This is a genomic window from Amycolatopsis sp. cmx-11-12, assembly GCF_046269425.1.
Taxonomy (GTDB): domain Bacteria; phylum Actinomycetota; class Actinomycetes; order Mycobacteriales; family Pseudonocardiaceae; genus Amycolatopsis.
Window position 1 is genome coordinate 114,360 of sequence record NZ_JADNQM010000020.1, and the last position, 24,347, is coordinate 138,706.

Below are 24,347 nucleotides of genomic sequence, written 5' to 3' on the forward strand. Positions count from 1 at the left end.
ACCCGGTGGTGGGGGCCGTCCCCCACCACCGTGCCGCCGTCCCGATGAGCGAGCCGCTGGAGGCAGCACCGTGTCTCTTTCCCTTTCCGCCGCGCCGATGTCGCCGCCGGAATTCATCGCGGCCTTGCGCGGGCTCTCCCATCGCTACTGGGGCACGCACCCGTTCCACCACCGGATGCACGGCGGGGACCTGTCCGAGTACGAGCTGAAGATCTGGGCCGCGAACCGCTGGTACTACCAGTGCGTGCTGCCGCAGAAGGACGCGGCGATCATCAGCAACTGCCCGGTGCCGGAAATCCGCCGGGAATGGCTCGACCGCATCGTCTATCACGACGGAGCGGAAGCCGGAGACGGCGGAATCGAGCGGTGGCTCCGTTTGTGCACCGCGGTCGGGCTCGACCGCGAAGAGGTTCTCGATCAGCGGCACGTCGCCCCCGGCGTGCGATTCGCCGTCGACGCCTACGTGAATTTCGCCCGCACGAAGCCTTGGCTCGAAGCGGTCGCTTCGGGGCTGACCGAAATGTTCGCCGGCCACCTCATGCAACGACGAGTCGCCGACATGCTGGCGAACTACTCGTGGATCTCGCCGGAAGACCTCGCCTACTTCACCAATCGCATCGACAAGGTCTCCGGTGAGGGCAAGGGGACACTCGACATCGTCGTGCGGTACGCCGTCACCCGCGAGCAGCAGGAGAAGGCGATCGCCGCGCTGTCGTTCAAGACCGACGTGCTCTGGTCCATGCTCGACGCCATCGAGCGCGCCGCGGCCAAGGAGTAGCGATGACCACCATCACCACCGGTTCCGTGCCGCGACTGCGGCGCGGGGTCCGGCTGAGTTACGACCAGACCAGGGAAACGCACGTCCTCCTGTTCCCCGAAGGCGTACTCGTCCCGAATCCGACCGCGGCGGCCGTTCTCGCACTCTGCGACGGGGTCGGAGACGTCGCGGCGATCGCTTCGGCCTTGCGCGAGCGCTATTCCGGTGTGCGAGAGGAAGAAATCCTGGACGTCCTGTCCCGGCTGGGAGATCGGCGGATCGTCGAATGGACCTGAACACCTCGACCGCGGCACCGCCGCTGGGGATGCTGGCCGAACTGACCCATCGTTGCCCGCTGCACTGCCCGTACTGCTCGAATCCGGTGGAACTGATCACCCGCGACAGCGAACTGTCCACAGAGGAATGGTTGTCCGTCCTCTCGCAGGCGCGGGAACTGGGCGTGCTCCAGGTGCACATGTCGGGCGGCGAACCACTCGCCAGGCCGGATCTGCCTGTCCTGGTCGAGCACGCCACGAAACTGGGTTGCTACGTCAACCTGGTGACGTCCGGCCTCGGACTCACAGAGTCCAGATTGGACGATCTCGTTGACCGCGGTATCGCGCATATCCAGCTGTCCGTCCAAGGTGCGACCGCAGAGCGCGCGGACCGGCTCGCGGGTGCGCGGGCCCACGACCGGAAACTGGTCGTCGCCAAACTGATCAAGAAGGCCGGGCTGCCGCTTTCGGTGAACGTGGTCCTGCACCGGCAGAACCACGACCAGCTCGCCGGGATCATCGACCTGGCCGAGGAAATGGGCGCGGACCGGCTCGAACTGGCCAACACGCAGTACTACGGCTGGGCTCTGCGGAACCGCGATGCCCTGATGCCGACCAGGCGGCAACTCGACGAGGCCGAGCCGATCGTGCGCGCGGCCACCGAACGGCTGCGCGGCACCATGGAGATCATCTACGTCGTCGCCGACTACTACGAGCAGTACCCCAAGCCGTGCATGTACGGCTGGGGCGCACGGCAATTGACCGTGGCGCCCGACGGGAGCGTGCTGCCGTGCCCCGCGTCGACCGCGATCGAGACGCTGAAGTTCGACAACGTGCGGGACAAACCACTGGCCTGGATCTGGTACGAATCCCGTTCCTTCAACGCGTACCGCGGTGAGGACTGGATGCCGGACACCTGCGGCACCTGTGATCGGCGCTCGATCGACTTCGGTGGCTGCCGCTGCCAGGCGTTCCAGCTCACCGGTGACGCCGCGGCGACCGATCCGGTGTGCTCGCGATCGCCGCGGCGCGACGTCGTCGATCTCATCCTCGCCACACCCCCGAAAACGGACGAACTCGTGATGCGGGCGCCGCGATGAGGGTGATCCTGCTCGGAACCGCGGCGGGCGGCGGTTTCCCGCAATGGAACTGCGCCTGCGCACTGTGCACTTCGGACGCTCCGCCACGCACGCAGGACTGCGTCGCGGTGAGCGCGGACGGCGAGGGCTGGTACCTGCTCAACGCGTCTCCGGACATTCGCGCGCAGATCCTCGCCACACCGCCACTGCGGGCCGGGCCGGGGCCGAGGGAGATCCCGCTGCGCGGAGTGCTGCTCACCGACGCCGAACTCGATCATTCGCTCGGCCTGCTGCTGTTACGGGAAGCAGGCGGACTCCCGGTGTGGGCACCGGACGCGGTGCTGCACGCGCTGTCCGATCAGTTCCCCGCGCGGTCGATCATCGACGGCTATGGTGGCTGGGATTGGCTTCCGGCCTCGGGAATCGCCATCGACGGGCTCCGGGTGAGCGCGCTTCCCGTGAGCGACAAACGCCCGAAGTACGCGCGTTCGTCCACTGAGGACGGCCCGTGGGTGGTGGCGTACCGGATCGAAGACGTCCAGACCGGCGGCGTCTTCGTGTACGCGCCCTGTCTGAAGAGCTGGCCGGACGGGTTCGATTCCTTCACCGACGGCGCGGATCTGGTGCTGCTGGACGGAACCTTCTACGCGCCGGACGAGATGTCGGGCGCCACCGCGGCCAAGGTCGGCGACGGCGCCCAGCTGGCGATGGGGCATCTGCCGATCACCGGCAGTCTCGCGAAGCTCCACCCTGGTCCGCGTTGGGCGTACACGCATCTGAACAACACGAACCCTGTCGTCGAACCGTCCTCGCCGGAGCACGCCGCCGTGCTGGACGGCGGTGCCTCACTTCCCTTGGACGGCACTGAATTCAAGCTTTAGGCGATACCTTCGGGGCTCGCACCTGAAACGGGAACGGCGTCGGCGGTGAGGCTGTCGATCTCCGCGAGCTCGTCCGCGGTCAGGTCGACGTCGGCCGCGGCGAGACTGGCTTCGATGTTGGCCGCCTTGCGCGCGCCGACGATCGCGACGTGCACACCCGGCTGGGCGAGTGTCCACGCGATCGCGAGCTGACTGACCGAGATTCCCTTGTCCGCGGCGAAATCCTTGAGCTTGTCGACGATGGCGAGGTTGCGCCGGAAGGTCTCTCCGGTGAACGCCGACGAGCGCGAGCGCCAGTCGGTCTTCTCGAACGTCGTCTCCGGCGTGAAGGATCCGGTCAGCAGGCCACTGCCCAGTGGGCTGTACACGAGCACGCCGATGTCGTTCTCCCGCGCGTACGGCAGCGGATCGGCCTCGATGTCGCGGCGGAACAGGTGATACGGCGGCTGAAGGGTTTCCACCGGACGGGTCTTGTCGAAGTCGGCCAGCCGCGCGGTGTCGTAGTTCGAAACGCCGATGTGCCGGACCTTCCCGGCGTCGACGAACTCTTGCAGGATCCCCGCGGTCTCCTCGGCCGGGGCGTCGGAATCGGGCCAGTGGATCTGGTAGAGGTCGATGTGGTCGACGTCGAGGAAGCGGAGACTGTCCTCGATTCCTTGCGTCAGCCATTCGCGCCGGGAGTCGCGCGGCCGTTCGGAACGCGGTTTGATGCCGCCCTTCGTGGCGATGACGAGGTTGTCGCGGTCGCGCTTGAGTTCCTCGCGCAACGCCTTCCCGAGCATCGCTTCGGACTTCCCGAAACCGTAGGCCTGTGCGGTGTCGAAGAAGTCGACCCCGAGTTCGCGCGCGTGGTGGATGGCGGCGATCGCCGCGTCCTCGTCGAACGAGCCCCAGTCCCCGCCGAGCTGCCAGGTGCCGAAGGCGATCCTCGACACCTCGAGACCGCTCTTGCCCAATGTCGTCGTACGCATACCTCCAGCAGAACACAGACATCGGACCAGTGCACCGGATCTCCCGGCCAACGAAACCCCCAAATAACTGTTTGACGGTCGGTGTCCCGGCAGTCGATACTCGGTCCCGTGTCCGAGTCCCCCAGCCTTGACGAGCTGCGCGTCCTCGCCCATCCCGTGCGGCTGCGCATTCTGTCGCTTTTGACCGGTGTCGCGATGAGTGCGGCCGAAGCCGCGCGCGAACTCGGTGAGACACAAGCGAATGTCAGCTATCACCTGCGACGGCTGCACGAAGCCGGACTGCTCGACGTCGCCGAGGAGGTCCGGATCCGGGGCGGGCTGGCGAAACGTTACCGGCATGACCCGGAGTCCGGCGCACGGTTCACATCGGCGAATCCGCGGGAGGAGCACCTTCTTCTCACGGCGATGGCGGAAGAACTCAAGCGCCGCAGCGAATTCCGTGTCCTCGGCGAGCAAGGGGCGATGACCGACGCGGAGATGTGGGTCGACCGCGAGACCTGGGAGCAGGCGCTCGAACACGCCCGCGAACTGAGCAGGCTTCTGCACACCGCCGCGCGACCGCCCCGCACCCGGGGCACGATCCCGGTCAGCGCGACGGTTTCGCTGTTCGAAATGACGCGACCGTGACTTCACTGCGTGAACCCCTGCGCCACCACAACTTCCGCTGGCTGATCGGCGGCCGCACGTTCGGGGAGTTCGGCAACGCCGTCGCGCCGCTCGCGCTGGCGTTCGCGGTGATCGACCTGACCGGTTCGGCCGTCGACATCGGCATCGTCGTCGGCGCGCGGTCGGTGGCGAGCGTCGTGTTGCTGCTGTTCGGTGGGGTGCTGGCGGACCGGCTTCCGCGCTCGGTGATCTTGCAGGGCACCGAACTCGCCGCGACACTGACCCAGGCGACCATCGCGGCGAGTGTCCTTTGTGGATTCGCATCGATTCCGTTACTCGTCGGGCTGAGCGTGGTCAACGGCGCGGTGGCCGCGATCTCCGCCCCCGCTTCGGCGTCGCTCACCCCGTTGACGGTGCCCGCCGTCCTGCTGACGCAGGCCAACGCGCTGGGCAGACTACTCTCGAATTCCGGCCGGATCGCCGGCGCCGGGCTCGGCGGCGTCCTGGTCACCGCGGTCGGCCCTGGCTGGGCGCTCGGCGGAAATGCGCTGCTGTTCCTGGGCTCCGCCCTGTCCTACGGGCGCATCCGCCTCAACCGCCGGGAACGGATCCCCGGCAGCCGTCCGCTGGCGGAACTCGCCGAAGGCTGGCGCGAGTTCCGGTCACGGACCTGGGTGTGGGTCGTGGTCGTGCAATTCATGGTCGTGAACGCCGTCATCGCCGGCGGTATCGCAGTGCTCGGCCCCCTCGTCGCCGACAGCACCTTCGGCCGCTCCGGCTGGGGATTCGCCCTCGCCGCGCAGACGATCGGTTCACTCGTCGGCGGAGTTCTCGTGGCCCGATGGCAACCGCGGCGCGCACTGTTCGTCGGGGTCGCGGTGATCCTTTTCGAAGCGCCGCCGTTGATCCTGCTCGGCCAAGCGCCATGGCTGCCCCTACTGCTGGCGGCCATGTTCGTCTCCGGCATGGCGATCGAGCAGTTCGTGGTGGCGTGGGACGTCTCGCTGCAGGAGAACGTGCCCGAGGAAAAGCTCGCGCGTGTCTACTCCTACGACATGCTCGGTTCCTTCATCGCCCTGCCGCTCGGCCAGATGGCGGCGGGGCCAGCCGCGCAGCACTTCGGCGCCGACACGACTTTGCTCGCGTGCGCCGGGCTGGTCGTGGTCGCCACCTGCCTCGCCCTGTGCAGTGGGCAGGTGCGCGGCCTGGTCCGGAAAACCCACGCCGCCCAATCCTGACCTCACCGACCTCGCCAGGCGATAGCAAAGGTCCCTTGCTCCCTTTCCGCTGGTCACGGCCAGGGACGGACCTCCTCGAGGAGTTTCGCGACCGCGAGCACCAGGTCGTCGGAGTGCCGGGGGCCGACGATCTGCAAGCCGACCGGAAGGCCGCTGGAGGTGCGGCCCGCCGGAACGCTGATGGCGGGCTGCTGGGTCATGTTGAACGGGTAGGTGAACGGCGTCCAGTCCGGCCAGCCGCTCATCCCGCTGCCCGGCGGCACCTCGTGCCCGGCTTCGAAGGCGGGGATCGGGACGGTCGGCGTGATCAGCACGTCGTAGCGCGTGTGGAACTCGCCCATCAGGATGCCCAGCGCGGCCCGCTCGGCGTTGGCGCCGAGGTAGTCGCTCGCCGAGAAGGTCTTGCCGAATTCCCATACCTTCCGCAGCCCGGGGTCGACCCTTTCGTCCGATCCGGCGGGGAAGGTGTCCAGCCACTTGGCCGCACCCGTCGACCACAGGATGTCGAAGGCGGGCTTGGGGTCGGTGAAGCCGGGATCGGTCTCTTCGATGTGCAGGCCCGCGTCGCCCAGCGACTGGACCGCCGACTTGACGATCTCCGCGACCTCCGGGTCGACATCGACGTAACCGAGTGTCGGCGAGTAGGCGGCGATCAACCCGCGCACATCCCTGCGGACGGCTTCGCGGAAGGTCGAGACGGGCGGAGCGAGCGCGGCCGGGTCGCGGTAGTCGGGCATCGCGAGGACGTCGAGAAGCAGTGCCGTGTCGTCCACCGAACGTGCCAGCGGGCCCGCGTGCGAGAGCGGGCCGAACGGGCTCGCCGGGAACAGCGGGATCCGGCCGTGTGTCGGCTTGAGGCCGACGATCCCGCAGAACGAAGCCGGAATCCGGATCGAGCCACCGCCGTCGGTGCCGACGGAGAGCTCGCCCATCCCGGCCGCGACGGCCGCGGCGCTGCCACCGCTGGACCCGCCCGCCGTCGTCGACGGGTCGTGCGGGTTACGGGTGATCCCGGTCAGCGTGTTGTCCGTGACGCCCTTCCACGCGAGTTCCGGCGTCGTGGTCTTTCCCAGCAGCACCAAGCCGTTTTCGCGCAGGCGGGCGGTGACGGGGCTGTCGACGTCCCACTGCTGGTCGGGGTCGATGCACCGCGAGCCGCGCAGCGTCGGCCAGCCCTGCGTCAGGAACATGTCCTTGATCGAAGCGGGCACACCGTCGAGCCAGCCGATCGGATTACCGTCCCGCCAGCGGATCTCGGACGCTTTCGCCTGTTCGAGTGCACCGTCGGCGTCGACCAAGCAGTAGGCGTTGGTCTCGCCGTCCCGTTCTTCGATGACGCGCAAAGCGTTCTGGGTGGCCTCGACCGGTGACAGCTCTCCGGTGGCATACGCGGCGACCAGCTCACTCGCGGTCAACTTGGTGTCGTTCATCCGGCCCCTAACCTTGGCGAAGCGTCTCCGACGGCACGTACCCGAGCTGCTTGTCCACGACGTTGCGCAGTGGCTCCCCCGCGCGCCAGCGACGGAAGTTGTCCGCGAACACCTCTACCAGAGTATTCCGCCAGCCGACGAAGTCACCCGACATATGCGGCGAGATCAGCACGTTCTCCATGGTCCACAAAGGACTCTCGGGCGGCAGCGGCTCGGTGTCGAAGACGTCGAGCGCCGCACCTCCGAGCGGCCCGTCCCGCAGCGCGCCGACCAGGTCGGAGGTGACGACCAGTTCACCGCGGCCGACGTTGACGAACCGCGCGCCGGGTTTCATCGCGGCGAAGGTCTCGGCGTCGAACATGCCCTTCGTCTGCTCCGTCAGTGGCGCGACCGCGACGACATAGTCCGCCTCGGCCAGATGGTGTACCAGCTCCGAGGACGCGTATACGTCACCGAAGTCGGGATCGCCCGTGCGGGCACGTCGCCCGACACCGGCCACCGACATCCCGGCGGCCCGCAGCAGCCGCGCGATCGACCGGCCGATCGGCCCGGTGCCGACCACGAGGACCCGGCGACCGGAGACCCGTTCACTCTCCCGGTGCTTCCACTTCTTCTGCCGCTGCAGGTCCCACGAACGGACGAAGTCCTTGGCGAACGTGAGGACGACACCGAGGACGTACTCGGCGATCGCCCCGTCGAATACCCCGCGCGAGTTGGTGAGCACGACGTCGCTCCCCTGCAACCCGGGGAACAGCACGGGATCGACCCCCGCGCTGGCGATGTGCAGCCAGCGAAGGCGGTCGGCCGCGGGCCAGGCACCCGGAACGGCGGTCGACAGGAAGTCGTAGACGAAGAGTGCGTCAGCTCCGGACAACGCATCGGCCAACCCGGCCTCGTCGGTGTAACGAACCACCGCTTCGGCTTCGATAGCGCGCATATCCGGTGGGCGTGCGTCTCCGCAGAGCACCGCCAGAACAGGGGTCTCCGAGGCGATCACATTGACACCGTAAAAGTGGCTCGTATGATTGTCAACAATCCGAGGAACGACCCCCGGAGCACCGGACCTGTGACAGCAGAAGTTCTCCGGAGGCTGAAACTTGGATTTCGACTTATTGGAGTTCGAAGGGCCCTTGGCGCAACGCGGCATCGGCGTGATCGCTCCGTTCGACCTCGCCCTGGAACGCGAGCTGTGGCGCTGGGTGCCCATGGAGGTCTCCCTCCATCTGGCACGGACGCCATACGAACCCGTGCCCGTCAGCATGGAGATGGCCCAGCTCGTCAGTGACAGCAGGCACCTCGCCGCCGCCACGAGAGACGTGCTCCACGTGGAGCCCGAAGTCGTCGCCTATCTGTGCACCTCCGGCAGTTTCGTCAACGGTGTGGATTACGAACGCTCCTTGACCAAGGCGATCTGCGACGCCGGCGCGCCGGACGCCGTCACCACGTCCGGGGCGCTGGCCGAAGTTCTGCACCAGCTCGACCTCCAGCGGGTCTCGGTGCTGACGCCCTATGACGGCGACCTGACCGGGAAGCTGCACGACTTCCTGGCCGAACTCGGCGTGCACACCGTCTCGAGCGACCACCTCGGCCTGGGTGGCGGCATCTGGAAGGTCAGCTACCGGACCATCGCCGAACGCATCCTCGCCGCCGACCACGCCGACGCGGACGCCATCTTCGTCAGCTGTACCAACCTCCCCACCTACGATCTGATCGAGCCGCTCGAAAGCGCGCTCGGCAAACCCGTCCTCACCGCGAACCAGCTCACGATGTGGGCCTGCCTCCGGCGGATGCATCTGCCGATCGTCGGGCCCGGCAAGTGGCTCCGCGAGGTCGATTGACCTCTTCCCCTACGATTGTCGACAATCTGCCTCCGGAGGTTCCGTGCCCATCTCGCCGCTCACCCCGCCCGAGCCGCCGTCCGAGACGACCACGATCGGGTTCATCTACCCCGATCACGCGGCCGAAGACGACTACCCGCTCGCGGAGCAGCTCCTCGGCGGGGACATGGCCGGGATCAAGCTGCCGGTCGAGCACATCTACGGGACCGATCTGCACGCCGTGCCCGAACTCCTGGACCTCGGCAGCGAAAGCCGTCTCGCCGACGGCGCCGCGCTGCTGGCCAAACACGAACCGGACGCGGTGGTGTGGGCGTGCACGAGCGGCAGCTTCGTCTACGGCTGGGAAGGCGCCCGCGACCAGGCCGACCGGCTGGCCGCCGTGGCCGGCGTCCCGGCGTCAAGCACCTCCTTCGCCTTCGTCCACGCCGCTCAGGCACTCGGCGTCCGGCGGGTCGCAGTCGCCGCCAGCTACCCGGACGACGTCGCCAGATTGTTCGTCGAGTTCCTCGGTGCTGGCGGGATCGAAGTGGTTTCGATGGGCAGTGCGGACATCGACACCGCCGCCGAGGTCGGCGAACTCAGCCCGGAAGCCGTCGTCGAACTCGCGGTGAGCCGCGACCACCCGGCCGCCGACGCGCTGCTCGTCCCCGACACCGCGATGCGGACGCTCGGCGAGATCAACACGCTCGAGACCCGGCTCGGCAAACCGGTGCTGACCGCCAATCAGGTCACCGTCTGGGAGGGCCTGCGGCTCACCGGGAAGTCCCCGCTCGTCCGCACACTGGGCGCCCTGTTCGGCAAGAGAGGCAACTGAACCATGTCCTTGCCGGATATCGAGCCGGTCAGCCGGGAATCGACCGCCGGGATCATCGCGCGCCAGTTGCGGGACGCGATCATGACCGGCGCTCTTCCTCCCGGCACCCAGCTCGGTGAAACCGACCTGGCCTCCCGGTTCCAAGTCTCGCGGGGGCCGCTGCGAGAGGCGATGCAGCACCTCGTCTCCGAGGGGCTCCTGCGCAGCGAGCGTCACCGCGGCCTGTTCGTGATCGACCTCGAACCCGGCGACGTCTACGACATCTACGCGGCACGCTCGGCCATCGAGCGCGCCGCGATGCTGCGAGCCCTGCGCGGCGACCGGGAGAAGGTCGCCACCGAACTCGAACAGGCCGTGGGCGCCATGGCCGTCGCCGCCGACGACGACGATCCGACCGCCCTGTCGTGGGCGGACCTCCGTTTCCACGAGGCACTGATCGCCGCTTCCGGCAGCAAGCGGCTCGTGCGCATGGCACGGACCCTGCTGATCGAGACCCGGATGTGCCTCACCGCCCTGCAGGGGACCTATCAGCAGGTCGAAGAACGGGTCACCGAGCACACCCGGATCATCGAGGCCCTGCGCGCGGGCGACGAAGAGACCGCGCTGTCGTTGCTGGAAGCCCATATGGAGGACGCCGTCCAGCGGCTGGCGCCGGGGACCAGCCTGCGAGAGGGCGAAGCTCCCGCGGTGCCTTAGTGGTTGCCATCGAAGGTCCTCCGGGGTATTCGGTGGATCCAGGTTTCCGCTGGGCGTGCGGCCGCGAGGTCCTCGTACCGGTGCTGTACTGCGGCCGTGCGTCCAGCGGGAAGCTGGGCCGTCGAGACCCCGGAGGACTTCCGATGGTGACCGCTGAGGGATTCAGCCACGGCCCCGCGCCCCCAGCACCGGCTGCCCGCCGGTCCCGCCGCGAAACTCCCTGTCCCACGGCCAGTTTCCGTGCTCGTCCTCGTAGACCAGTTGCAGGGCACGGAAATCATCACCGTACAAGAGAACGGCGGTGAGCATGTGCGCCGAGGGAGAGCTGAGCGGAACGACCTCGAACGCGGGCCATCCCACCGCCGCGGGCAGTACCTCGCCGCATTCCGGCGGCCCCGACCGGACCACCTCCTGAGCGAAATAGTTCAGCAGCTGACCGGATCTTCGCTCTCTCAAGCCGGTGACGACGAGCTCCGGCAGCCCTGCATCGGTGAGCCCGACCGTGTAGGCGAAGCCGGGGTGGACGGCTCCACGCTCGACGGTCTGCACCATCCAGCCGTACTTCCGGATCAACGGACGGACCTCCTCGAGGAGGTAGTCGTCGCGGGTCTTCCCCGGGTTGTCGCAATGCCAGCACATCGGCACTCCTCCAGTCGTCGAATCGATGATCGACACTGTGCACCGGGGCACCGACAAAAACTCGCGGCTCGAGTGAGCACTCGGGCGATACGGAGGCCTTGCTTCCGCAGTTTTCCGTTGCGAGGCAGGGACTTGCGCGAATTTTATCTTGTTGAGCGACTTGAATTCGCGCGGCAGGACAGGTGGGTCATGAGCGGGTGTCCGAGAGGTAGAGCAAGGGTGTCGTGTTCGGGCGCGGTCCCGATGCCGGACCGCGTCTCTCACTGTGTGGATTTTGGGGCGTTAGATGACCCAAAATCCACACAGTCCCGCACGAAAGTCCCTGTGACCACCGGACCCGGAGGGGGTGTGTGGAAATAGGGGCACTCAACGTCCCTATTTCCACACACCCCTCACCCGACGCCACCGGGCCCGACCCCTCAATAAGTACGCGAAGGACCCTTTCACGTACTTAACGCGCGTCACCAGCCGACCACATCACCCGGGATGTCATGAACGGACCGTTCATGACATCCCGGGACTTGACACGCCACTATGCGGATGGTTCAAGATAGAGCGGCGACCACCGCGGACCCGAGTTCGGCGGTGGTGGACTTCCCGCCGAGGTCAGGGGTTCGCACGGCCCCCTCCTCGAGCACCTTCTCCACCGCGGCGTGAACGTCTTGTGCCGCAGCGGTTTCCCCGAGATGGTCGAGCAGCATCGCACCCGCCAGGATCTGCGCCACCGGATTCGCGATGCCCTGTCCGGCGATGTCGGGAGCGCTACCGTGTACCGCCTCGAACATGGAAGGAAACTCGCCAGATGGATTGATGTTGCCCGAAGGCGCCATTCCGAGTCCGCCCGTCACGGCCGCCGCCAGGTCGCTCAGGATGTCGCCGAACAGATTGGAAGCGACCACGACGTCGAGCCGGTCCGGCGCCTGCACCATTCGCGCGGCGAGCGCGTCGACATGGCACTGTTCGGCGTGCACGTCCGGGTATTCCGAAGCGATTTCGAAGAAGATCTCGTCCCAGAACGGCATCGAGTGAATGAGCCCGTTGGACTTCGTCGCCGAGCAAACGCGTCCTGTCCGCGTCTTCGCCAGCTCGAAGGCATAACGGATGATCCGCTCCACCCCGACCCGCGTGAACACGGATTCCTGTAAGACGAACTCGTTCCCCTGACCACGATTGTGCCTGCCACCGATCTCCGAGTACTCGCCCTCGGAGTTCTCGCGGACGATCACCATCTCCAGTTCTTCGGCGCTCCGGCCTGCCAGTGCCGAAGTCGTCCCAGGGAGCAACCGGACCGGCCGGAGATTGACGTACTGGGTGAACGCGCGCCGCACCGGAATGAGGAGACCCCACAACGAGACATGGTCCGGCACACCGGGAAAGCCGACTGCACCGAGGAAGATCCCGTCGAACCGGGAAAGCTGCTCGATGCCGTCGTCCGGCATCATCGAGCCGACCTTGGTGTACCGCTCACAGCTCCAATCGAATTCCTTCCAGGACAAGGAAAACCCATGTGACACCGCCGCACGGTCGAGAACCTTGCGGGCCTCGACCGTGACGTCTACACCGATCCCGTCGCCGGGAATGCTGGCGATGCGATAAGAAGAACTCACTGCTTGAGAACTCACAGAGCCACCGCGATGTACTTGGTCTCGAGGAACTCTTCGATGCCGACGGTGCCGCCTTCACGACCGAGTCCCGACTGCTTGATCCCGCCGAACGGTGCCGCCGGGTTCGAGACCAGCCCCTGGTTGAGGCCGATCATGCCGGCTTCCAGTCGTTCCGAAACCCGCAGTGCCCGCTTGAGATCGGAGGTGTACACGTAGGACACGAGACCGAATTCGGTGTCGTTCGCCGCCGCGATGGCCTCGTCCTCGCTGTCGAACGGAGTGATCGGGGCGACCGGCCCGAAGATCTCCTCCGAAGCCAGCCTGGCGTCCTTGGGTACGTCGGTGAGCACTGTGGCCTGATAGAAGTTACCCGGACCGTCCACAGTAGACCCACCGGTGAGGACGCGTGCTCCTCGCTCGGTGGCGTCCGCGACGAGGCCGCTCACCTTCTCGACCGCGGCTTCATCGATGAGCGGGCCGACGACGACACCTTCCTCGGTGCCGCGCCCCATCGGCAGGGCCTCCATGCGCTCGGTGAGGCGCCGGGAGAACTCACCGACGATGCCTCGTTGGACATAGAAGCGGTTCGCGGCCGTGCAGGCCTCGCCGATGTTGCGCATCTTCGCGGTCATCGCGCCTTCGACGGCCGCGTCGAGGTCGGCGTCTTCGAAGACCAGGAAAGGAGCGTTGCCACCGAGTTCCATCGAGGTGCGGAGCACCTTGTCCGCACACTGTTCCAACAGCTTCCGCCCGACTCCGGTCGAGCCGGTGAAGGACAGCTTCCGGGCACGGCCGTCGCGGATCAGCGGCTCCATCACGCCGCCGGAGTCCGAGGTCGTGAGCACGTTCAGCACACCTTCGGGCAGTCCCGCTTCGGCGAGGATCGCCGCGAGGGCCAGCATCGAAAGGGGGGTTTGAGCAGCGGGCTTGATGATCATCGTGCAGCCTGCCGCGACCGCGGGCCCGATCTTGCGGGTGCCCATCGCCATGGGGAAGTTCCAGGGCGTGATCAGCAGACACGGCCCGACGGGCTGCTTCGTCACCAGGAAGCGACCGGTGCCGTTGGGGGCGACGGCGTAGCCACCGTCGATCCGGACGGCCTCTTCCGCGAACCAGCGGAAGAATTCAGCCGCGTAGGTGACCTCGCCTTTCGACTCCGCGAGTGGCTTGCCCATCTCGAGGGTCATCAGCAGCGCGAGTTCGTCGGCGCGCTTGATGAGCAGCTCGTAGGCGCGGCGCAGGATCTCGCCGCGTTCGCGCGGGGCGACGTTCGCCCAGGCGGCCTGTGCGGCCACGGCGGCGTCGAGTGCGCTGACACCGTCCGCCGGTGACGCGTCGGCCACCTCGCACAGGGCTTCACCTGTCGAGGGGTCGAGAACGGGGAAGGTCTTCCCGCTCGTGGCGGGCACCCACTTGCCGCCGATGAACAGTTCCTTGTCGACCGCCGCGACTACGCCGGCCTCACTGATCGAGCTCATCCCAACGCTCCTCCATGTTGTCCCGAACGCCATGCTATGGATATTGTCAACAATCGACAACAGCTCAGCCGACCTAGGAGCGCAGCCCATGGCCCAGCTATCACCGCTGCTCAAGCAGGCAACGCCGGTCGTGGTCGACCACGGTGAAGGGGTGTACCTCTACGACACCGATGGCAAACGTCACCTGGACTTCACCGCCGGTATCGGCGTGACCAGCACTGGCCACTGCCACCCACACGTGGTGAGCGCCGCGCAGGAGCAGATCGGCAAACTCATCCACGGGCAGTACACGACGGTGATGCACAAGCCGATGCTGGAGCTGACCGAGAAGCTGGGCGGCGTCCTGCCGGAAGGCCTGAATTCCCTCTTCTACGCGAACTCGGGCAGCGAAGCGGTCGAGGCGGCGCTCCGGCTGTCGCGACAGGCGACCAAGCGGCCCAACGTCATCGTCTTCCAGGGCGGTTTCCACGGCCGGACCGTCGCGGCGGCGACCATGACGACCTCGGGCACGCGATTCAGTGCCGGGATCTCGCCGCTGATGTCCGGTGTGCACGTCGCGCCCTTCCCGTACGCCTTCCACTACGGCTGGGACGAGGAGACGGCGACGAAGTTCGCCCTGCGCGAGCTCGACTACCTGTTCGCGACGGTCTGCGCGCCGAACGAGACGGCCGCGTTCTTCATCGAGCCGGTGCTCGGCGAGGGCGGGTACGTCCCGGCGAACCCCGAGTTCCTGGCCGGGATCCGGGAACGCGCGGACAAGCACGGGATCCTGCTGGTGATGGACGAGATCCAGACCGGCTTCGGCCGGACGGGCAAGTTCTGGGGACACGACCACTTCAGGGTGTGCCCGGACATCGTGCTCATCGCGAAGGGACTCGCGAGCGGGTTCCCGATCTCGGCCATCGCCGCGTCCGAGGAGCTGATGGCGAAGGCACTCCCCGGTTCGCAGGGCGGTACTTACGGCGGTAACGCGGTGGCCTGCGCGGCGGCGATCGCCACGCTCGAGGTGATCCAGCGGGAGGGGCTGGTCGAGAACGCCGCCGAACGCGGCCGCCAGCTGCTCGAAGGCGTGCGGGTGATCGCGGACAAGTCACCGTCGATCGGCGACGTCCGAGGACTGGGGCTGCTGGTCGGTTCCGAGTTCACCACGCCGGACGGCGAGCCGGACACGGTGAAGGCCCAGGCGGCGCAGAAAGCCGCGTCCGCCAACGGGTTACTGCTGCTGACCTGCGGGGCGTACATGAACGTCGTCCGGATGGTGCCGCCGCTGATCGTCGATACCGAGCAGGTCGACGAGGCGCTGCGGATCTGGGGTGACGTCGTGGCGGGGGTCGAGTGATGGCCCGCTACATCACGATCACCCTCGACAAGCGCGGAGTGTCCTGCCGGGCCCGGCTGCTCGACGCCGAAGCCCCGCGGACCTGCCGCGCGGTGTGGGACGCGTTGCCGCAGAGCGGTTCGGCCTATCACGCGAAGTACGCGCGCAACGAGGTCTACACCCTCGTGCCGCCCTTCGCCGAACCGAAGCCTGGCCGGGAAAACCCCACGGTGACCCCGATTCCGGGTGATGTCGTGTACTTCGGGTTCGAGGCGTGGGAGATCGGCAACCCGGCGTACGGCTACGACGACGGCAGTGAGGCACACAGCGACCAGGGCGCGACGGATCTCGCGATCTTCTACGGCCGCAACAACCTGCTGATCAACGGCGACGCGGGCTGGGTGCCCGGCAACGTGTTCGCGACGATCGAAGAGGGACTGGCCGAAATGGCGGAGGCCGCGCAGGACCTCTGGTTGCGAGGTGTCGAGGGCGAGACGCTCTCGTTCGCACGCGCGTAAAAGCCTGTGGGAGGTGAGGGTTCCCCACCCTCACCTCCCACAGGCCGGCACCCCTCCCTGGCTTACTGAACGCCGGTGATCCGGTACTCGACGCCGCCGACTTCGTTGCCGCGCTGGTCGACCTGGGTCACGTGGACGGTGTACTTCCCTTCGAGAGCCTCGGCGCCCGCGGTGAAGCTCAACTGGGCGGGCACCTGCTCACCCGACTTGAACGTAAGCCCGCTGATCCGGGCCTTTTGCGGGTTCACGATGGCCAGTTCGGTCTCGCCGACCCGTTCGATGCCTTCACCCTTCGCGCCGCCTGCCCGCCAGCGTGCGGCGAGGTCGGGACCGAGGTCGATGGTGATCCGTCCCGGACCGGTGAACGGCTTGCCCGGCTGGGTGAAGACGATGTCGCCGACCGCCGTGGGTTCACGACCGTCCCAACCGAACACGATCGGCCGGAACTGCGGGATCTTGATCTTCGCGGGCACCGCGTTCACGTTGTGCCAGGCGATGTTGTTGTTCTTCCGGGTGTTGGTGGACGTGCTCAGGCCTTCCGTCGGCAGGTCGGTCGGCGAGAGCCACCGTGCCAGCAGGCAGAAGTGCGAGCCGATCGGGACCTTCCACGGGATGATGACCGTCTTGGTGCCGTAGGGCACGTCCACGTTGGCTGCCGAACCGATGTAGTTCCACTGGTTCGGCCACTGGGCCACGGTGCCCTGTTTGGTGTACCAGACTTGCAGGTTCCCCTTCTCGTATCCGTCACCGTACGGGCCGGGGCGGTTCAGTGTGACGTGGATGAAGGCGTCGCCGCCCTGGACGATCGGGTCGTCGGTGGCGCACAAGATCTGTGTGAAGCACACCCGGACGTCGGGGCTGGAGTAGAGCGAGCCGGACGAGTCCTCGTACCCGTAGTCGTTTCCGTTGTCCCGGATGAAGACGTCGCTGCGGGCTTCCGGTGCGGCCTGCACCGCCGGTGCGACACCTGCGAACAACGTCGCGACGGCCAGTGCGGCCGAGGCGATCAAGGTTCGGCGGCGCCGCGGGTTCCTGCTGATCATGTTTCCCTCCTTGGGCGAAACATTCGACCTGCTGACCGTCGGACAGGCCGGTTGTGGCGCGGTTGTCGGGATCTTGTGCCCTAATTGGCCGATTTCGGTGAGTCTTCCCCCGGATACGCTCACCGAGGTCACATGCCGGAGGGAGCAGGGTGCCCGGGCCAGGGGAATTGCGGGTGCTGGGCCCGGTCGAAGCGATCGGTCCCACCGGGCGGGCGGAGCTTCACGGCGCCCGCCAGCGAGCCGTGCTCGGCGTATTGGCCCTGCACGCGGGCACGATCGTGCCGATCCCCCGGCTGGTCGACGTCCTCTGGGGCGAGGACCCGCCCCGAACCGCGGTGAAGACCCTGCACAGCCACGTCGCCAGGATCCGGCAGGCACTGGAGGACAGCGGGTTCCCGCCGGTCCTGCTGACGCGCAAACCCGGGTACGTCTTGACGGTCGCGCCGTCCTCGGTCGACGCGCTGCGCTTCGAGGAGGAACTTCGTGCCGCCAAACGGAACAATCCCGGCCAGGCGGTGACCGCCTTGCGCGAGGCGTTGCGGCTCTGGCGCGGCGAAGCCTTCGCGGACGCCGAACTCGACGGCTGGGGATTACGCGAGGTCGAACGCCTCCAAGAGCTGTGGCTGTCCGCCTGGGAAGAGCTGTGGGACGCCGAACTCCGGCTCGGTGGCCACGACGAGGTCGTCCGGGAACTACCGCGCCTGAGGGCGAGCCATCCCTACCGCGAACGGCTCGCCGCGCTGCACATGCTCGCCCTGCATCGCTGCGGCAGGCACGCCGAAGCACTCGAAACCTTCCAGTCCGTACGCCGGGGCCTCGCCGAGGAGTTCGGCGCCGACCCCGGCCCGGAGCTGGTCGAACTGCATACGGCGATCCTGCGCCGGGCGCCCGAACTCGACGCGCCCGCGCGGGGTACGGCGCCCGCGCAGCTTCCCGCCCGTGTCGGGCATTTCACCGGAAGACAGCAGGAACTCGCGTCGCTGGACCGGCTGCTCGACGAACCCGAACCGCCGGTCGTGGTCATCTCCGGTGCCGCCGGGATGGGGAAATCCGCGCTCGCCGTGCAGTGGGCGCACCGCATCGCCGACCGCTTCCCCGACGGGCAGCTCTTCCTCGACCTCGCCGGGCACGACCCGCAAGAAGCGGTCTCGCCGGGTGACGCGCTCGCCCATCTGTCGCGGGGGCTCGGCCTCCCCGACGATCGGCTGCCCGACGCGATACCCGAACGCGCGGCGCTCTATCGCTCGCTGTTGCACGGCAGGCGTTGCGTGATCGTCGCCGACAACGCGGGCGGCGTCGACCAGATCCTGCCGCTCGTCCCCGGGACGGCGAAGACGATGCTGATCGTGACCAGCAGGCAGACCCTGGCCGCGCTCGGCAGCAGGCACGCCGTCCGCGTACTCGCCCTCGACGCGCTGGCCGACCCGGAGTCGATGACCCTGCTCACCCGCGTCCTGGGCACCGACCGGGTCGCCCGCGAACCCGAGCAGGCCGCGCGCCTGGCAAGGCTGTGCGACGGGATGCCGCTGGCGTTGCGGATCGCCGCCGCGCGCCTGACCGGTGAGCCGGGCCGTCCGATCGCGGAGCTCACCCGCGAACTGACCGGCGTCGGACGCCTGGAAACCCTTGCGGTGCAAGGAGATTCCCGGACGGTCGAAACCGTTCTCGCGAGCGCCTACCTACCGTTGGACCACGCGCCGGCGCAGGTGTTCCGGCTGGCCGGGTCGACTCCGGGGACGTCGTTCAGCTCGGCCCTCGGAAGCGCGTTGTGCGGGGTGCCCGCCGAAGCGGGCCGGGCGGCGGTCGCCGCGCTGTCCGCCGCGCATCTGATCACCCCGGCGGGCCAGGACCGCTACCGCTTCCACGATCTGATCCGCGAATTCGCCGTCGCGTGCGCCCGCGCCGACGAAACGACATCGAGCCGCGCCGAGGCGGCGGACCGGCTGATCGACTGGTACCTGCACGTCGCCGCCGAGGCGAACCGGATCATCGACCCGAACCGCGACCTGGTCACCCCGGCGTTGCGTCACCCCGCGCCCGAGCGGCCGTTCCCGGCGGAAAGGCGTGCGGCACTGGCGTTCCTGGGTGCCGAACGCGCGAATCTGCTGCCCGTGGTGCGGTTCGCGCGCGAACACGGCCGCAACACCGCCGCCTGGCAGCTCACCTATCTGCTCACCAGTTTCTACGACACCATGGGCGGCTGGAACGAGCGGATCGGACTCTGCCGCGAAGGTGCCGCGGCGGCCGCGGAACTCGACGATCCCTTGGCGGAGGCGGAAATGCTGCGCGCGCTGGGCGCGGCCTACTTCATGACCCGCAGGCTGACAGACGCGCTCGAAACCAACGCCCGCGCGCTGAAGGCCGCCCGCGCGGCGGGCGATCTCGAAGGCGAAGGGCATATCTACAACAACACCGCGAACGCCTATGCCGCGCTGCGCCGGTTCGACGAGGCGATCACCGCGTACCGGCTCGCGGTGGAACGGTGCACTTCGGCGGGCAACCGGCTCGGGCGTGCGCTGTCCCAGCGCAATCTCGGCCACGCCTACATCCGGCGTGGCCAGCCGATGGACGGGCTCACCCCGCTGGCGGCCGCGCTGGAGACGTTCCGCGAACTCGGCAACGCCCGGCTGGAGGCCGCCACCCTGGACACACTCGGCGAGGCCTACGAGGAACTCGGCGATCACGACGTCGCGCTGGAGCATCTCGGCAAGGCGCTGGCCGCGTCCCGGGCGATCGGCGACCGGTGGCAGGAGTGGGAATCACTGCTGCACGCCGGTCAGGTCCACCTTTCCCGCCGCGACTTCCTCGCCGCGCGGGACGACTTCGACCAAGCGCTGTCGATCAGCCGGGACGTCGGGAACCGGCACAGCGAAGCCGCCGCGCTCGACCGGCTCGGCCGCGCCCACCTGGGGCTCGGCGATCTCGCGGCGGCCAGGGAAAACCTTGAGCGCGGCCTCGCGGTCCGGGCGGGCGTCCCGGATCCGTACGAGGAGGCTCATCTGCACCGCGACCTCGGCGACTTGGAGGCGCGGTGCGGCGACACGGCCGCCGCGGCCACCCACTGGGCTCGAGCGATCGAGCTGTACCGGCGGGCGAACGCGACGGCCGACGCCGACCTCGTCACCGGGCGGGGCTGATCACCATGGTCGAGGTGGAGTACACGAGCCTGCCCTGCGACGGCTCGAAGAACTCGACCCGCGCCTTTCCCGCTTGACCGGGCAGGTACGTGAATTCGGCGTATCCCCTGGTCTCACCGCGCGGGAAGGTGACGACACCGTCCTTCACCGGCACGTGACCGGAGCCCTCGGTGCGATAGCGGATCGTGAGCGGTCCGGCCACCGGCCGGGAGAGCACGATGGGCACCTTGCAGGTGGCCCCCGGTGCGAAATTGGGAGGGATCGACCAGCAGATTTCACCTTCCTGGGTGGTGGCCAGCGGCGCGGTCTTGGTCGCGTCGTCGTCAGCCACCCATGCGACTCCGACACTGTGTCCGATCCGCACGCCCTTCTCGCCGTAAAGCCGGAGAGAGAACATCTCGTCGTTCTCGACGAGGGCGTCGGCGCGGACCTTGACCGCGACGGTCTGCGCGTCCGTGCTCCCGGACCAGGTCAGCGTGCCGGCGCTCGGCAGGTAGTCGACGCCTTCCTTGGCGGTGACCGCCGGATCGATCGGCGAGCCGTTGCCTTCGATCGTCCGGTACTCGACCGAGCCCTGCGGCGCGCAACCGCCATCGGCGACGGAAACGGTGAAGACGAGGGTGGTGTACCCGGTGCTTGTTCCCTCGGCCTGGCTGACGCCGCTGACGTTCACCACGGGCGCCGTGCAGCCCGCTTCCCCGCCTTCAGCCACCGGTACCGTGAGTCCGAACGTGACCGCGAGCGCCGCCCCCAGCGTCGCGATCCGTCTCATCGTTGGTCCCATCGAGAGTCCACCCCTTCCGGCGGGCCACCGCGACCCGCTGCGACATGGGTAACCGAGTGAGGTTGTCGCGAGGTTGTGAGGGGTGGCCCAGCGAACACGGTCAAACATGAAAATGATTCATGGCCATCGCCGCCCACGACGTACTACGCTTCGGTAACCAGGCAAAGACGCGCGAGGAAGGGCTGTCGATGGGCGATGTTGCGGCACGGTTCGCCGAGATCGTCGGGGACGCGAATCTGCTTTCAGGCGAGGCGATCCCCGAGGACTACGCACACGACGAGGCATTGACTGCCACGCCGCAGCAGCCCGCCTACCTGGCGAAACCGGGAACCGCCGAGGAGGTCGCGAAGCTGCTCAAGGCAGCGGGCGAACACGGCGTGCCGGTGACCGCGAGGGGATCGGGCACCGGGCTTTCTGGTGGCGCGCAACCACGCGAAGACAGCCTGGTGATCTCCTTCGAGCGAATGAACGCGGTACTGGAGATCGACACCGAAAACCACGTCGCCGTCGTCCAGCCCGGCGTCACACTGTCCGATTTGGACGAAAAGACCGCCGAGGCCGGGCTCGGCTACACGGTCTACCCCGGTGAACTGAGCGCGAGTGTCGGCGGCAACGTCGGGACGAACGCGGGCGGCATGCGCGCGGTCAAGTACGGCGTCACGCGGCACAACGTCGTGGGCTTGCAGGCGGTGCTGCCGACCGGCGAGATCATCCGCACCGGCGGCAAGACCTCGAAGGTGTCGACCGGGTACGACCTGACCCAGCTGATCATCGGCTCCGAAGGCACCCTCGCGATCGCGACCGAGGTCATCGTGAAGCTGTACCCGCGCCTGCCGCACGGCGCCACGGTCCTCGCCCCGTTCGAGACCTTCGACGAGGTGATGACCGTCGTCCCGAAGATCATCTCCAGTGGGCTGGCGCCGCACATCCTCGAGTACATCGACAACCTGACGCTCGCGGCGATCAGTTACAACGAGAAGCTCAGTCTCGGCGTGCCGGACAAGATCCGCGACACCGCACAGGCGTATCTGGTGGTGGCGTTGGAAAACCGCGACAACAACCGGCTGCACGCCGATATCGAAGAACTCGGCGGTCTGCTGGGCGACGTCGGCGCGATGGATGTGTACGTGCTCGAAGGCAGTTCGGCGCGCAAGCTGATCGAAGCGCGTGAGAAGGCCTTCTGGACGGCGAAGGCGGCCGGAGCCGACGACGTCATCGACGTGGTCGTCCCGAGGTCCGCGATGCCCGAGTTCCTGCGCAAGGCCAGGGAAATGGCGCTGTCTCGCGAGGCGGGCGCACTCGGCTGCGGGCACGCCGGTGACGGCAACGTCCACCTCGCCATCTTCTGCAAGGACCAGGAGAAGCGGAAGAAACTGCTGGCCGACATCTTCGCGCTCGGCATGGAACTCGGCGGCGCGATCTCCGGCGAGCACGGCCTCGGGAAGGCCAAGTCCGGCTACTTCCTCGACCTGGAGGACCCGGCGAAGATCGCGCTGATGCGCCGGATCAAGGAGAGCTTCGACCCCGCCGGGATCCTCAACCCTGGTGTTCTTTTCGCTGAGAGGGCTTGAAAAGTGAGTGAGATGAACGGCGCCCAGTCCCTGATCCGCACCCTGGTCGACAGTGGCGTCGACGTGTGCTTCTCGAATCCGGGCACCTCGGAGATGCATTTCGTGGCGGCGCTCGACACCGTGCCCGAGATGCGTGGCGTGCTCGGCTTGTTCGAAGGCGTCGTGACCGGCGCCGCGGACGGGTACGCGCGCATCGCCGACAAGCCGGCGGCCACGCTGCTGCACCTCGGCCCCGGCCTCGGGAACGGGCTGGCGAACCTGCACAACGCGCGCCGCGCGCACACTCCGATCGTCAACGTGATCGGCGATCACGCGACTTACCACAAGCAATACGACGCCCCGCTCGAATCGGACATCGAAGCCGTCGCCGGTTCCCTCGAAGGCTGGGTCCGCCGCTCCGAGCACACGAAGGACGTCGGCGCCGACGCCGCCGCGGCGGTCGCCGCGTCGCAGGACGCGCCCGGACAGATCGCGACCCTGATCCTTCCCGCCGACGCGTCCTGGGGCGAGGGCGGCGAGACCTGCGCGCCCATCCCGCCGCGGATCCCGCAGGCCGTCGACGCGACGAAGGTGAAGAAGATCGCCGAGGTGCTGGCAAGCGGTGAACCGGTCGCGCTGCTCGTCGGCGGCAACGGCTGCCGCGAAGCCGGGTTGCGCGCGACCAGCCGGATCGGCGCCGCGACCGGGGTGAAGACGTTCGTCGAGACGTTCCCCGCCCGACTCGAGCGCGGCGAGGGCCTGCCGACGATCGAGCGGCTGGGCTACCTCGCCGAGCAGGTCGCGTACCAGCTCGACGGGATCAAGCACGTGATCGTCGCCGGGACGAAGGCGCCCGTGTCGTTCTTCGCCTACCCCGGCAAGGCGAGCAACCTGGTCCCCGAAGGCGCGCAGGTCCACGTGCTGGCCGAGGTCGGGCAGGACGTCCCGCGTGCCCTGAGCGACGTCGCGGATCTGGTCGCCGCCGAGACGGAGCCGGTGTTGCAGGAGGCCGCGCGGCCCGCGCTGCCGTCCGGGCCGCTGACGCCGCAGAACTGGGTCGAGGTGATCGGCGCGCTGCTGCCGGAACGCGCGATCATCGCGGACGAGGCGAACACCTCCGGTCTGCTGCTGCCCGCCGCGACCGCGGGGGCGCCCCGGCACGACGTGCTGACCCTGACCGGCGGCGCGATCGGCTACGGCATGCCCGTCGCGACCGGCGCGGCCGTCGCGGCCCCGGACCGGCCGGTGATCAACCTTCAGGCCGACGGCAGCGCGCTGTACACGATCTCGGCGCTGTGGACGCAGGCGCGGGAGAACCTCGACGTCACCACGGTCCTGCTGAACAACCGCGCGTACGCGATCCTGCGGCTGGAGTTGCAGCGCGTCGGCGCGGACGCCAACGGCCCCAAGGCGAACGAATTGCTCGACCTCTCGCGGCCGGACATGGACTTCGTCAAGATCGCCGAGGGCATGGGCGTTCCCGCGACAAGGGCGACGACCGCGGAGGAGCTCGCCGAGCAGTTCCAGCGCGCGCTGGCCGAGCCGGGACCGCACCTGATCGACGCGATCGTTCCGACGCTGTTCTGAGTACGTGAGATGAAAGGCCCCTTCATTGCGAAATTTGCGATGAAGGGGCCTTTCATCTCACGCGGGCTAGTGTCGCGCGATCCTGCTTGTTTGATGTTGGGTTT

The 24,347-nt window shown here is 67.9% G+C and carries 22 protein-coding genes; 14 read left to right on the forward strand and 8 right to left on the reverse strand.

Annotated elements, in window-relative coordinates:
- Positions 1–97: 97 nt before the first annotated feature.
- Genes pqqC through pqqB form a run of 4 tightly spaced genes read left to right on the forward strand, consistent with a single transcriptional unit; the run spans position 98 to position 2,992 of the window.
- Positions 98–778: a pyrroloquinoline-quinone synthase PqqC gene (gene pqqC, locus ACLARN_RS25855; RefSeq protein ID WP_409494083.1), complete on the forward strand. Its 681-nt coding sequence runs from the start codon at positions 98–100 to the stop codon at positions 776–778.
- A 2-nt stretch (positions 779–780) separates the two neighbouring features.
- Positions 781–1,053, forward strand: a complete 273-nt coding sequence (pqqD, locus tag ACLARN_RS25860) for a pyrroloquinoline quinone biosynthesis peptide chaperone PqqD (protein ID WP_409494043.1) — start codon at positions 781–783, stop codon at positions 1,051–1,053.
- Positions 1,044–2,132 carry a pyrroloquinoline quinone biosynthesis protein PqqE gene (gene pqqE, locus ACLARN_RS25865; RefSeq protein ID WP_409494044.1) on the forward strand — a complete coding sequence of 363 codons (1,089 nt, stop codon included), beginning with the start codon at positions 1,044–1,046 and terminating at the stop codon, positions 2,130–2,132. The genes pqqD and pqqE overlap by 10 nt, the downstream gene beginning before the upstream one ends.
- Positions 2,129–2,992 carry a pyrroloquinoline quinone biosynthesis protein PqqB gene (gene pqqB / locus ACLARN_RS25870; RefSeq protein WP_409494045.1) on the forward strand — a complete coding sequence of 288 codons (864 nt, stop codon included), beginning with the start codon at positions 2,129–2,131 and terminating at the stop codon, positions 2,990–2,992. Before pqqE ends, pqqB begins: the two co-directional genes overlap by 4 nt.
- On the opposite strand, the gene ACLARN_RS25875 is transcribed toward pqqB, so the two are convergent.
- Positions 2,989–3,963, reverse strand: a complete 975-nt coding sequence (locus tag ACLARN_RS25875; protein WP_409494046.1) for an aldo/keto reductase — start codon at positions 3,961–3,963, stop codon at positions 2,989–2,991. The genes pqqB and ACLARN_RS25875 overlap by 4 nt on opposite strands.
- Positions 3,964–4,071: 108 nt before the next feature.
- On the opposite strand from ACLARN_RS25875, the gene ACLARN_RS25880 reads away from it, so the two are divergent.
- Both ACLARN_RS25880 and ACLARN_RS25885 read left to right on the forward strand, forming a co-directional pair.
- Positions 4,072–4,590 (forward strand): ArsR/SmtB family transcription factor, encoded by a 519-nt coding sequence (locus tag ACLARN_RS25880; protein WP_409494047.1) that lies wholly within the window; start codon positions 4,072–4,074, stop codon positions 4,588–4,590.
- Complete coding sequence (locus ACLARN_RS25885; protein ID WP_409494048.1) at positions 4,587–5,807, forward strand: MFS transporter; 1,221 nt, start codon at positions 4,587–4,589, stop codon at positions 5,805–5,807. Before ACLARN_RS25880 ends, ACLARN_RS25885 begins: the two co-directional genes overlap by 4 nt.
- A gap of 53 nt (positions 5,808–5,860) precedes the next feature.
- On the opposite strand, the gene ACLARN_RS25890 is transcribed toward ACLARN_RS25885, so the two are convergent.
- Positions 5,861–7,237: an amidase gene (locus ACLARN_RS25890; protein WP_409494049.1), complete on the reverse strand. Its 1,377-nt coding sequence runs from the start codon at positions 7,235–7,237 to the stop codon at positions 5,861–5,863.
- A gap of 7 nt (positions 7,238–7,244) precedes the next feature.
- Positions 7,245–8,234 carry a D-2-hydroxyacid dehydrogenase gene (locus ACLARN_RS25895; RefSeq protein ID WP_409494050.1) on the reverse strand — a complete coding sequence of 330 codons (990 nt, stop codon included), beginning with the start codon at positions 8,232–8,234 and terminating at the stop codon, positions 7,245–7,247.
- A gap of 100 nt (positions 8,235–8,334) precedes the next feature.
- Between ACLARN_RS25895 and ACLARN_RS25900 the strand changes: the two genes are divergently transcribed.
- From ACLARN_RS25900 to ACLARN_RS25910, 3 genes are read left to right on the forward strand one after another with little or no spacing between them, the layout of a single operon-like run.
- Positions 8,335–9,075, forward strand: a complete 741-nt coding sequence (locus ACLARN_RS25900; protein WP_409494051.1) for an Asp/Glu/hydantoin racemase — start codon at positions 8,335–8,337, stop codon at positions 9,073–9,075.
- A 43-nt stretch (positions 9,076–9,118) separates the two neighbouring features.
- The gene (locus tag ACLARN_RS25905) at positions 9,119–9,889 is read left to right on the forward strand and encodes a maleate cis-trans isomerase (protein WP_409494052.1); all 771 of its coding nucleotides are present in this window, start codon (positions 9,119–9,121) and stop codon (positions 9,887–9,889) included.
- Between the two features lie 3 nt (positions 9,890–9,892).
- Positions 9,893–10,585, forward strand: a complete 693-nt coding sequence (locus tag ACLARN_RS25910) for a GntR family transcriptional regulator (RefSeq protein ID WP_409494053.1) — start codon at positions 9,893–9,895, stop codon at positions 10,583–10,585.
- Positions 10,586–10,747: 162 nt separating this feature from the next.
- On the opposite strand, the gene ACLARN_RS25915 is transcribed toward ACLARN_RS25910, so the two are convergent.
- The 3 genes from ACLARN_RS25915 to ACLARN_RS25925 form a co-directional block, all read right to left on the reverse strand.
- Complete coding sequence (locus ACLARN_RS25915) at positions 10,748–11,224, reverse strand: DUF4262 domain-containing protein (protein WP_409494054.1); 477 nt, start codon at positions 11,222–11,224, stop codon at positions 10,748–10,750.
- 545 nt (positions 11,225–11,769) lie between these two features.
- Entirely contained in the window at positions 11,770–12,831 is a 1,062-nt protein-coding gene (locus ACLARN_RS25920) for a tartrate dehydrogenase (protein WP_409494084.1), read from the reverse strand.
- Positions 12,832–12,842: 11 nt separating this feature from the next.
- A complete protein-coding gene (locus tag ACLARN_RS25925; protein WP_409494055.1) occupies positions 12,843–14,306 on the reverse strand; it encodes an NAD-dependent succinate-semialdehyde dehydrogenase in 1,464 nt (487 codons plus the stop codon).
- 88 nt (positions 14,307–14,394) lie between these two features.
- On the opposite strand from ACLARN_RS25925, the gene ACLARN_RS25930 reads away from it, so the two are divergent.
- Positions 14,395–15,645, forward strand: a complete 1,251-nt coding sequence (locus tag ACLARN_RS25930; RefSeq protein WP_409494056.1) for an aspartate aminotransferase family protein — start codon at positions 14,395–14,397, stop codon at positions 15,643–15,645.
- The gene (locus ACLARN_RS25935) at positions 15,645–16,142 is read left to right on the forward strand and encodes a DUF3830 family protein (protein ID WP_409494057.1); all 498 of its coding nucleotides are present in this window, start codon (positions 15,645–15,647) and stop codon (positions 16,140–16,142) included. Before ACLARN_RS25930 ends, ACLARN_RS25935 begins: the two co-directional genes overlap by 1 nt.
- Positions 16,143–16,204: 62 nt before the next feature.
- Here the strand turns inward: ACLARN_RS25935 and ACLARN_RS25940 are convergent, their stop codons facing one another.
- Positions 16,205–17,185, reverse strand: coding sequence for a hypothetical protein (locus ACLARN_RS25940; RefSeq protein WP_409494058.1), 981 nt, complete (start codon positions 17,183–17,185; stop codon positions 16,205–16,207).
- A gap of 173 nt (positions 17,186–17,358) precedes the next feature.
- Here ACLARN_RS25940 and ACLARN_RS25945 point away from each other — a divergent pair, with 173 nt between their 5' ends.
- Positions 17,359–20,322, forward strand: a complete 2,964-nt coding sequence (locus ACLARN_RS25945) for a BTAD domain-containing putative transcriptional regulator (protein ID WP_409494085.1) — start codon at positions 17,359–17,361, stop codon at positions 20,320–20,322.
- Here the strand turns inward: ACLARN_RS25945 and ACLARN_RS25950 are convergent.
- The gene (locus ACLARN_RS25950; protein ID WP_409494059.1) at positions 20,306–21,094 is read right to left on the reverse strand and encodes a Calx-beta domain-containing protein; all 789 of its coding nucleotides are present in this window, start codon (positions 21,092–21,094) and stop codon (positions 20,306–20,308) included. The two genes, ACLARN_RS25945 and ACLARN_RS25950, sit on opposite strands and share 17 nt — an antisense overlap.
- A gap of 200 nt (positions 21,095–21,294) precedes the next feature.
- On the opposite strand from ACLARN_RS25950, the gene ACLARN_RS25955 reads away from it, so the two are divergent.
- Together ACLARN_RS25955 and ACLARN_RS25960 are read left to right on the forward strand one after the other, a co-directional pair.
- The gene (locus ACLARN_RS25955; protein WP_409494060.1) at positions 21,295–22,677 is read left to right on the forward strand and encodes an FAD-binding oxidoreductase; all 1,383 of its coding nucleotides are present in this window, start codon (positions 21,295–21,297) and stop codon (positions 22,675–22,677) included.
- Positions 22,678–22,689: 12 nt separating this feature from the next.
- On the forward strand, positions 22,690–24,243 hold the full coding sequence (locus tag ACLARN_RS25960) for an acetolactate synthase large subunit (RefSeq protein WP_409494061.1): 1,554 nt from the start codon (positions 22,690–22,692) through the stop codon (positions 24,241–24,243).
- Positions 24,244–24,347 lie beyond the last annotated feature (104 nt).

What these genes read in the sequence shown, in the direction of transcription:
- ACLARN_RS25915 (WP_409494054.1), bottom strand. Translation starts at nt 11,224, where the DNA reads ATGTGCTGGCATTGCGACAACCCGGGGAAGACCCGCGACGACTACCTC.
- ACLARN_RS25875 (WP_409494046.1), bottom strand. Translation starts at nt 3,963, where the DNA reads ATGCGTACGACGACATTGGGCAAGAGCGGTCTCGAGGTGTCGAGGATC.
- pqqB (WP_409494045.1), top strand. Translation starts at nt 2,129, where the DNA reads ATGAGGGTGATCCTGCTCGGAACCGCGGCGGGCGGCGGTTTCCCGCAA.
- ACLARN_RS25930 (WP_409494056.1), top strand. Translation starts at nt 14,395, where the DNA reads ATGGCCCAGCTATCACCGCTGCTCAAGCAGGCAACGCCGGTCGTGGTC.
- ACLARN_RS25925 (WP_409494055.1), bottom strand. Translation starts at nt 14,306, where the DNA reads ATGAGCTCGATCAGTGAGGCCGGCGTAGTCGCGGCGGTCGACAAGGAA.
- ACLARN_RS25960 (WP_409494061.1), top strand. Translation starts at nt 22,690, where the DNA reads ATGAACGGCGCCCAGTCCCTGATCCGCACCCTGGTCGACAGTGGCGTC.
- ACLARN_RS25940 (WP_409494058.1), bottom strand. Translation starts at nt 17,185, where the DNA reads ATGATCAGCAGGAACCCGCGGCGCCGCCGAACCTTGATCGCCTCGGCC.
- pqqC (WP_409494083.1), top strand. Translation starts at nt 98, where the DNA reads ATGTCGCCGCCGGAATTCATCGCGGCCTTGCGCGGGCTCTCCCATCGC.
- ACLARN_RS25950 (WP_409494059.1), bottom strand. Translation starts at nt 21,094, where the DNA reads ATGAGACGGATCGCGACGCTGGGGGCGGCGCTCGCGGTCACGTTCGGA.
- ACLARN_RS25890 (WP_409494049.1), bottom strand. Translation starts at nt 7,237, where the DNA reads ATGAACGACACCAAGTTGACCGCGAGTGAGCTGGTCGCCGCGTATGCC.
- ACLARN_RS25935 (WP_409494057.1), top strand. Translation starts at nt 15,645, where the DNA reads ATGGCCCGCTACATCACGATCACCCTCGACAAGCGCGGAGTGTCCTGC.
- pqqD (WP_409494043.1), top strand. Translation starts at nt 781, where the DNA reads ATGACCACCATCACCACCGGTTCCGTGCCGCGACTGCGGCGCGGGGTC.
- ACLARN_RS25955 (WP_409494060.1), top strand. Translation starts at nt 21,295, where the DNA reads ATGGGCGATGTTGCGGCACGGTTCGCCGAGATCGTCGGGGACGCGAAT.
- pqqE (WP_409494044.1), top strand. Translation starts at nt 1,044, where the DNA reads ATGGACCTGAACACCTCGACCGCGGCACCGCCGCTGGGGATGCTGGCC.
- ACLARN_RS25910 (WP_409494053.1), top strand. Translation starts at nt 9,893, where the DNA reads ATGTCCTTGCCGGATATCGAGCCGGTCAGCCGGGAATCGACCGCCGGG.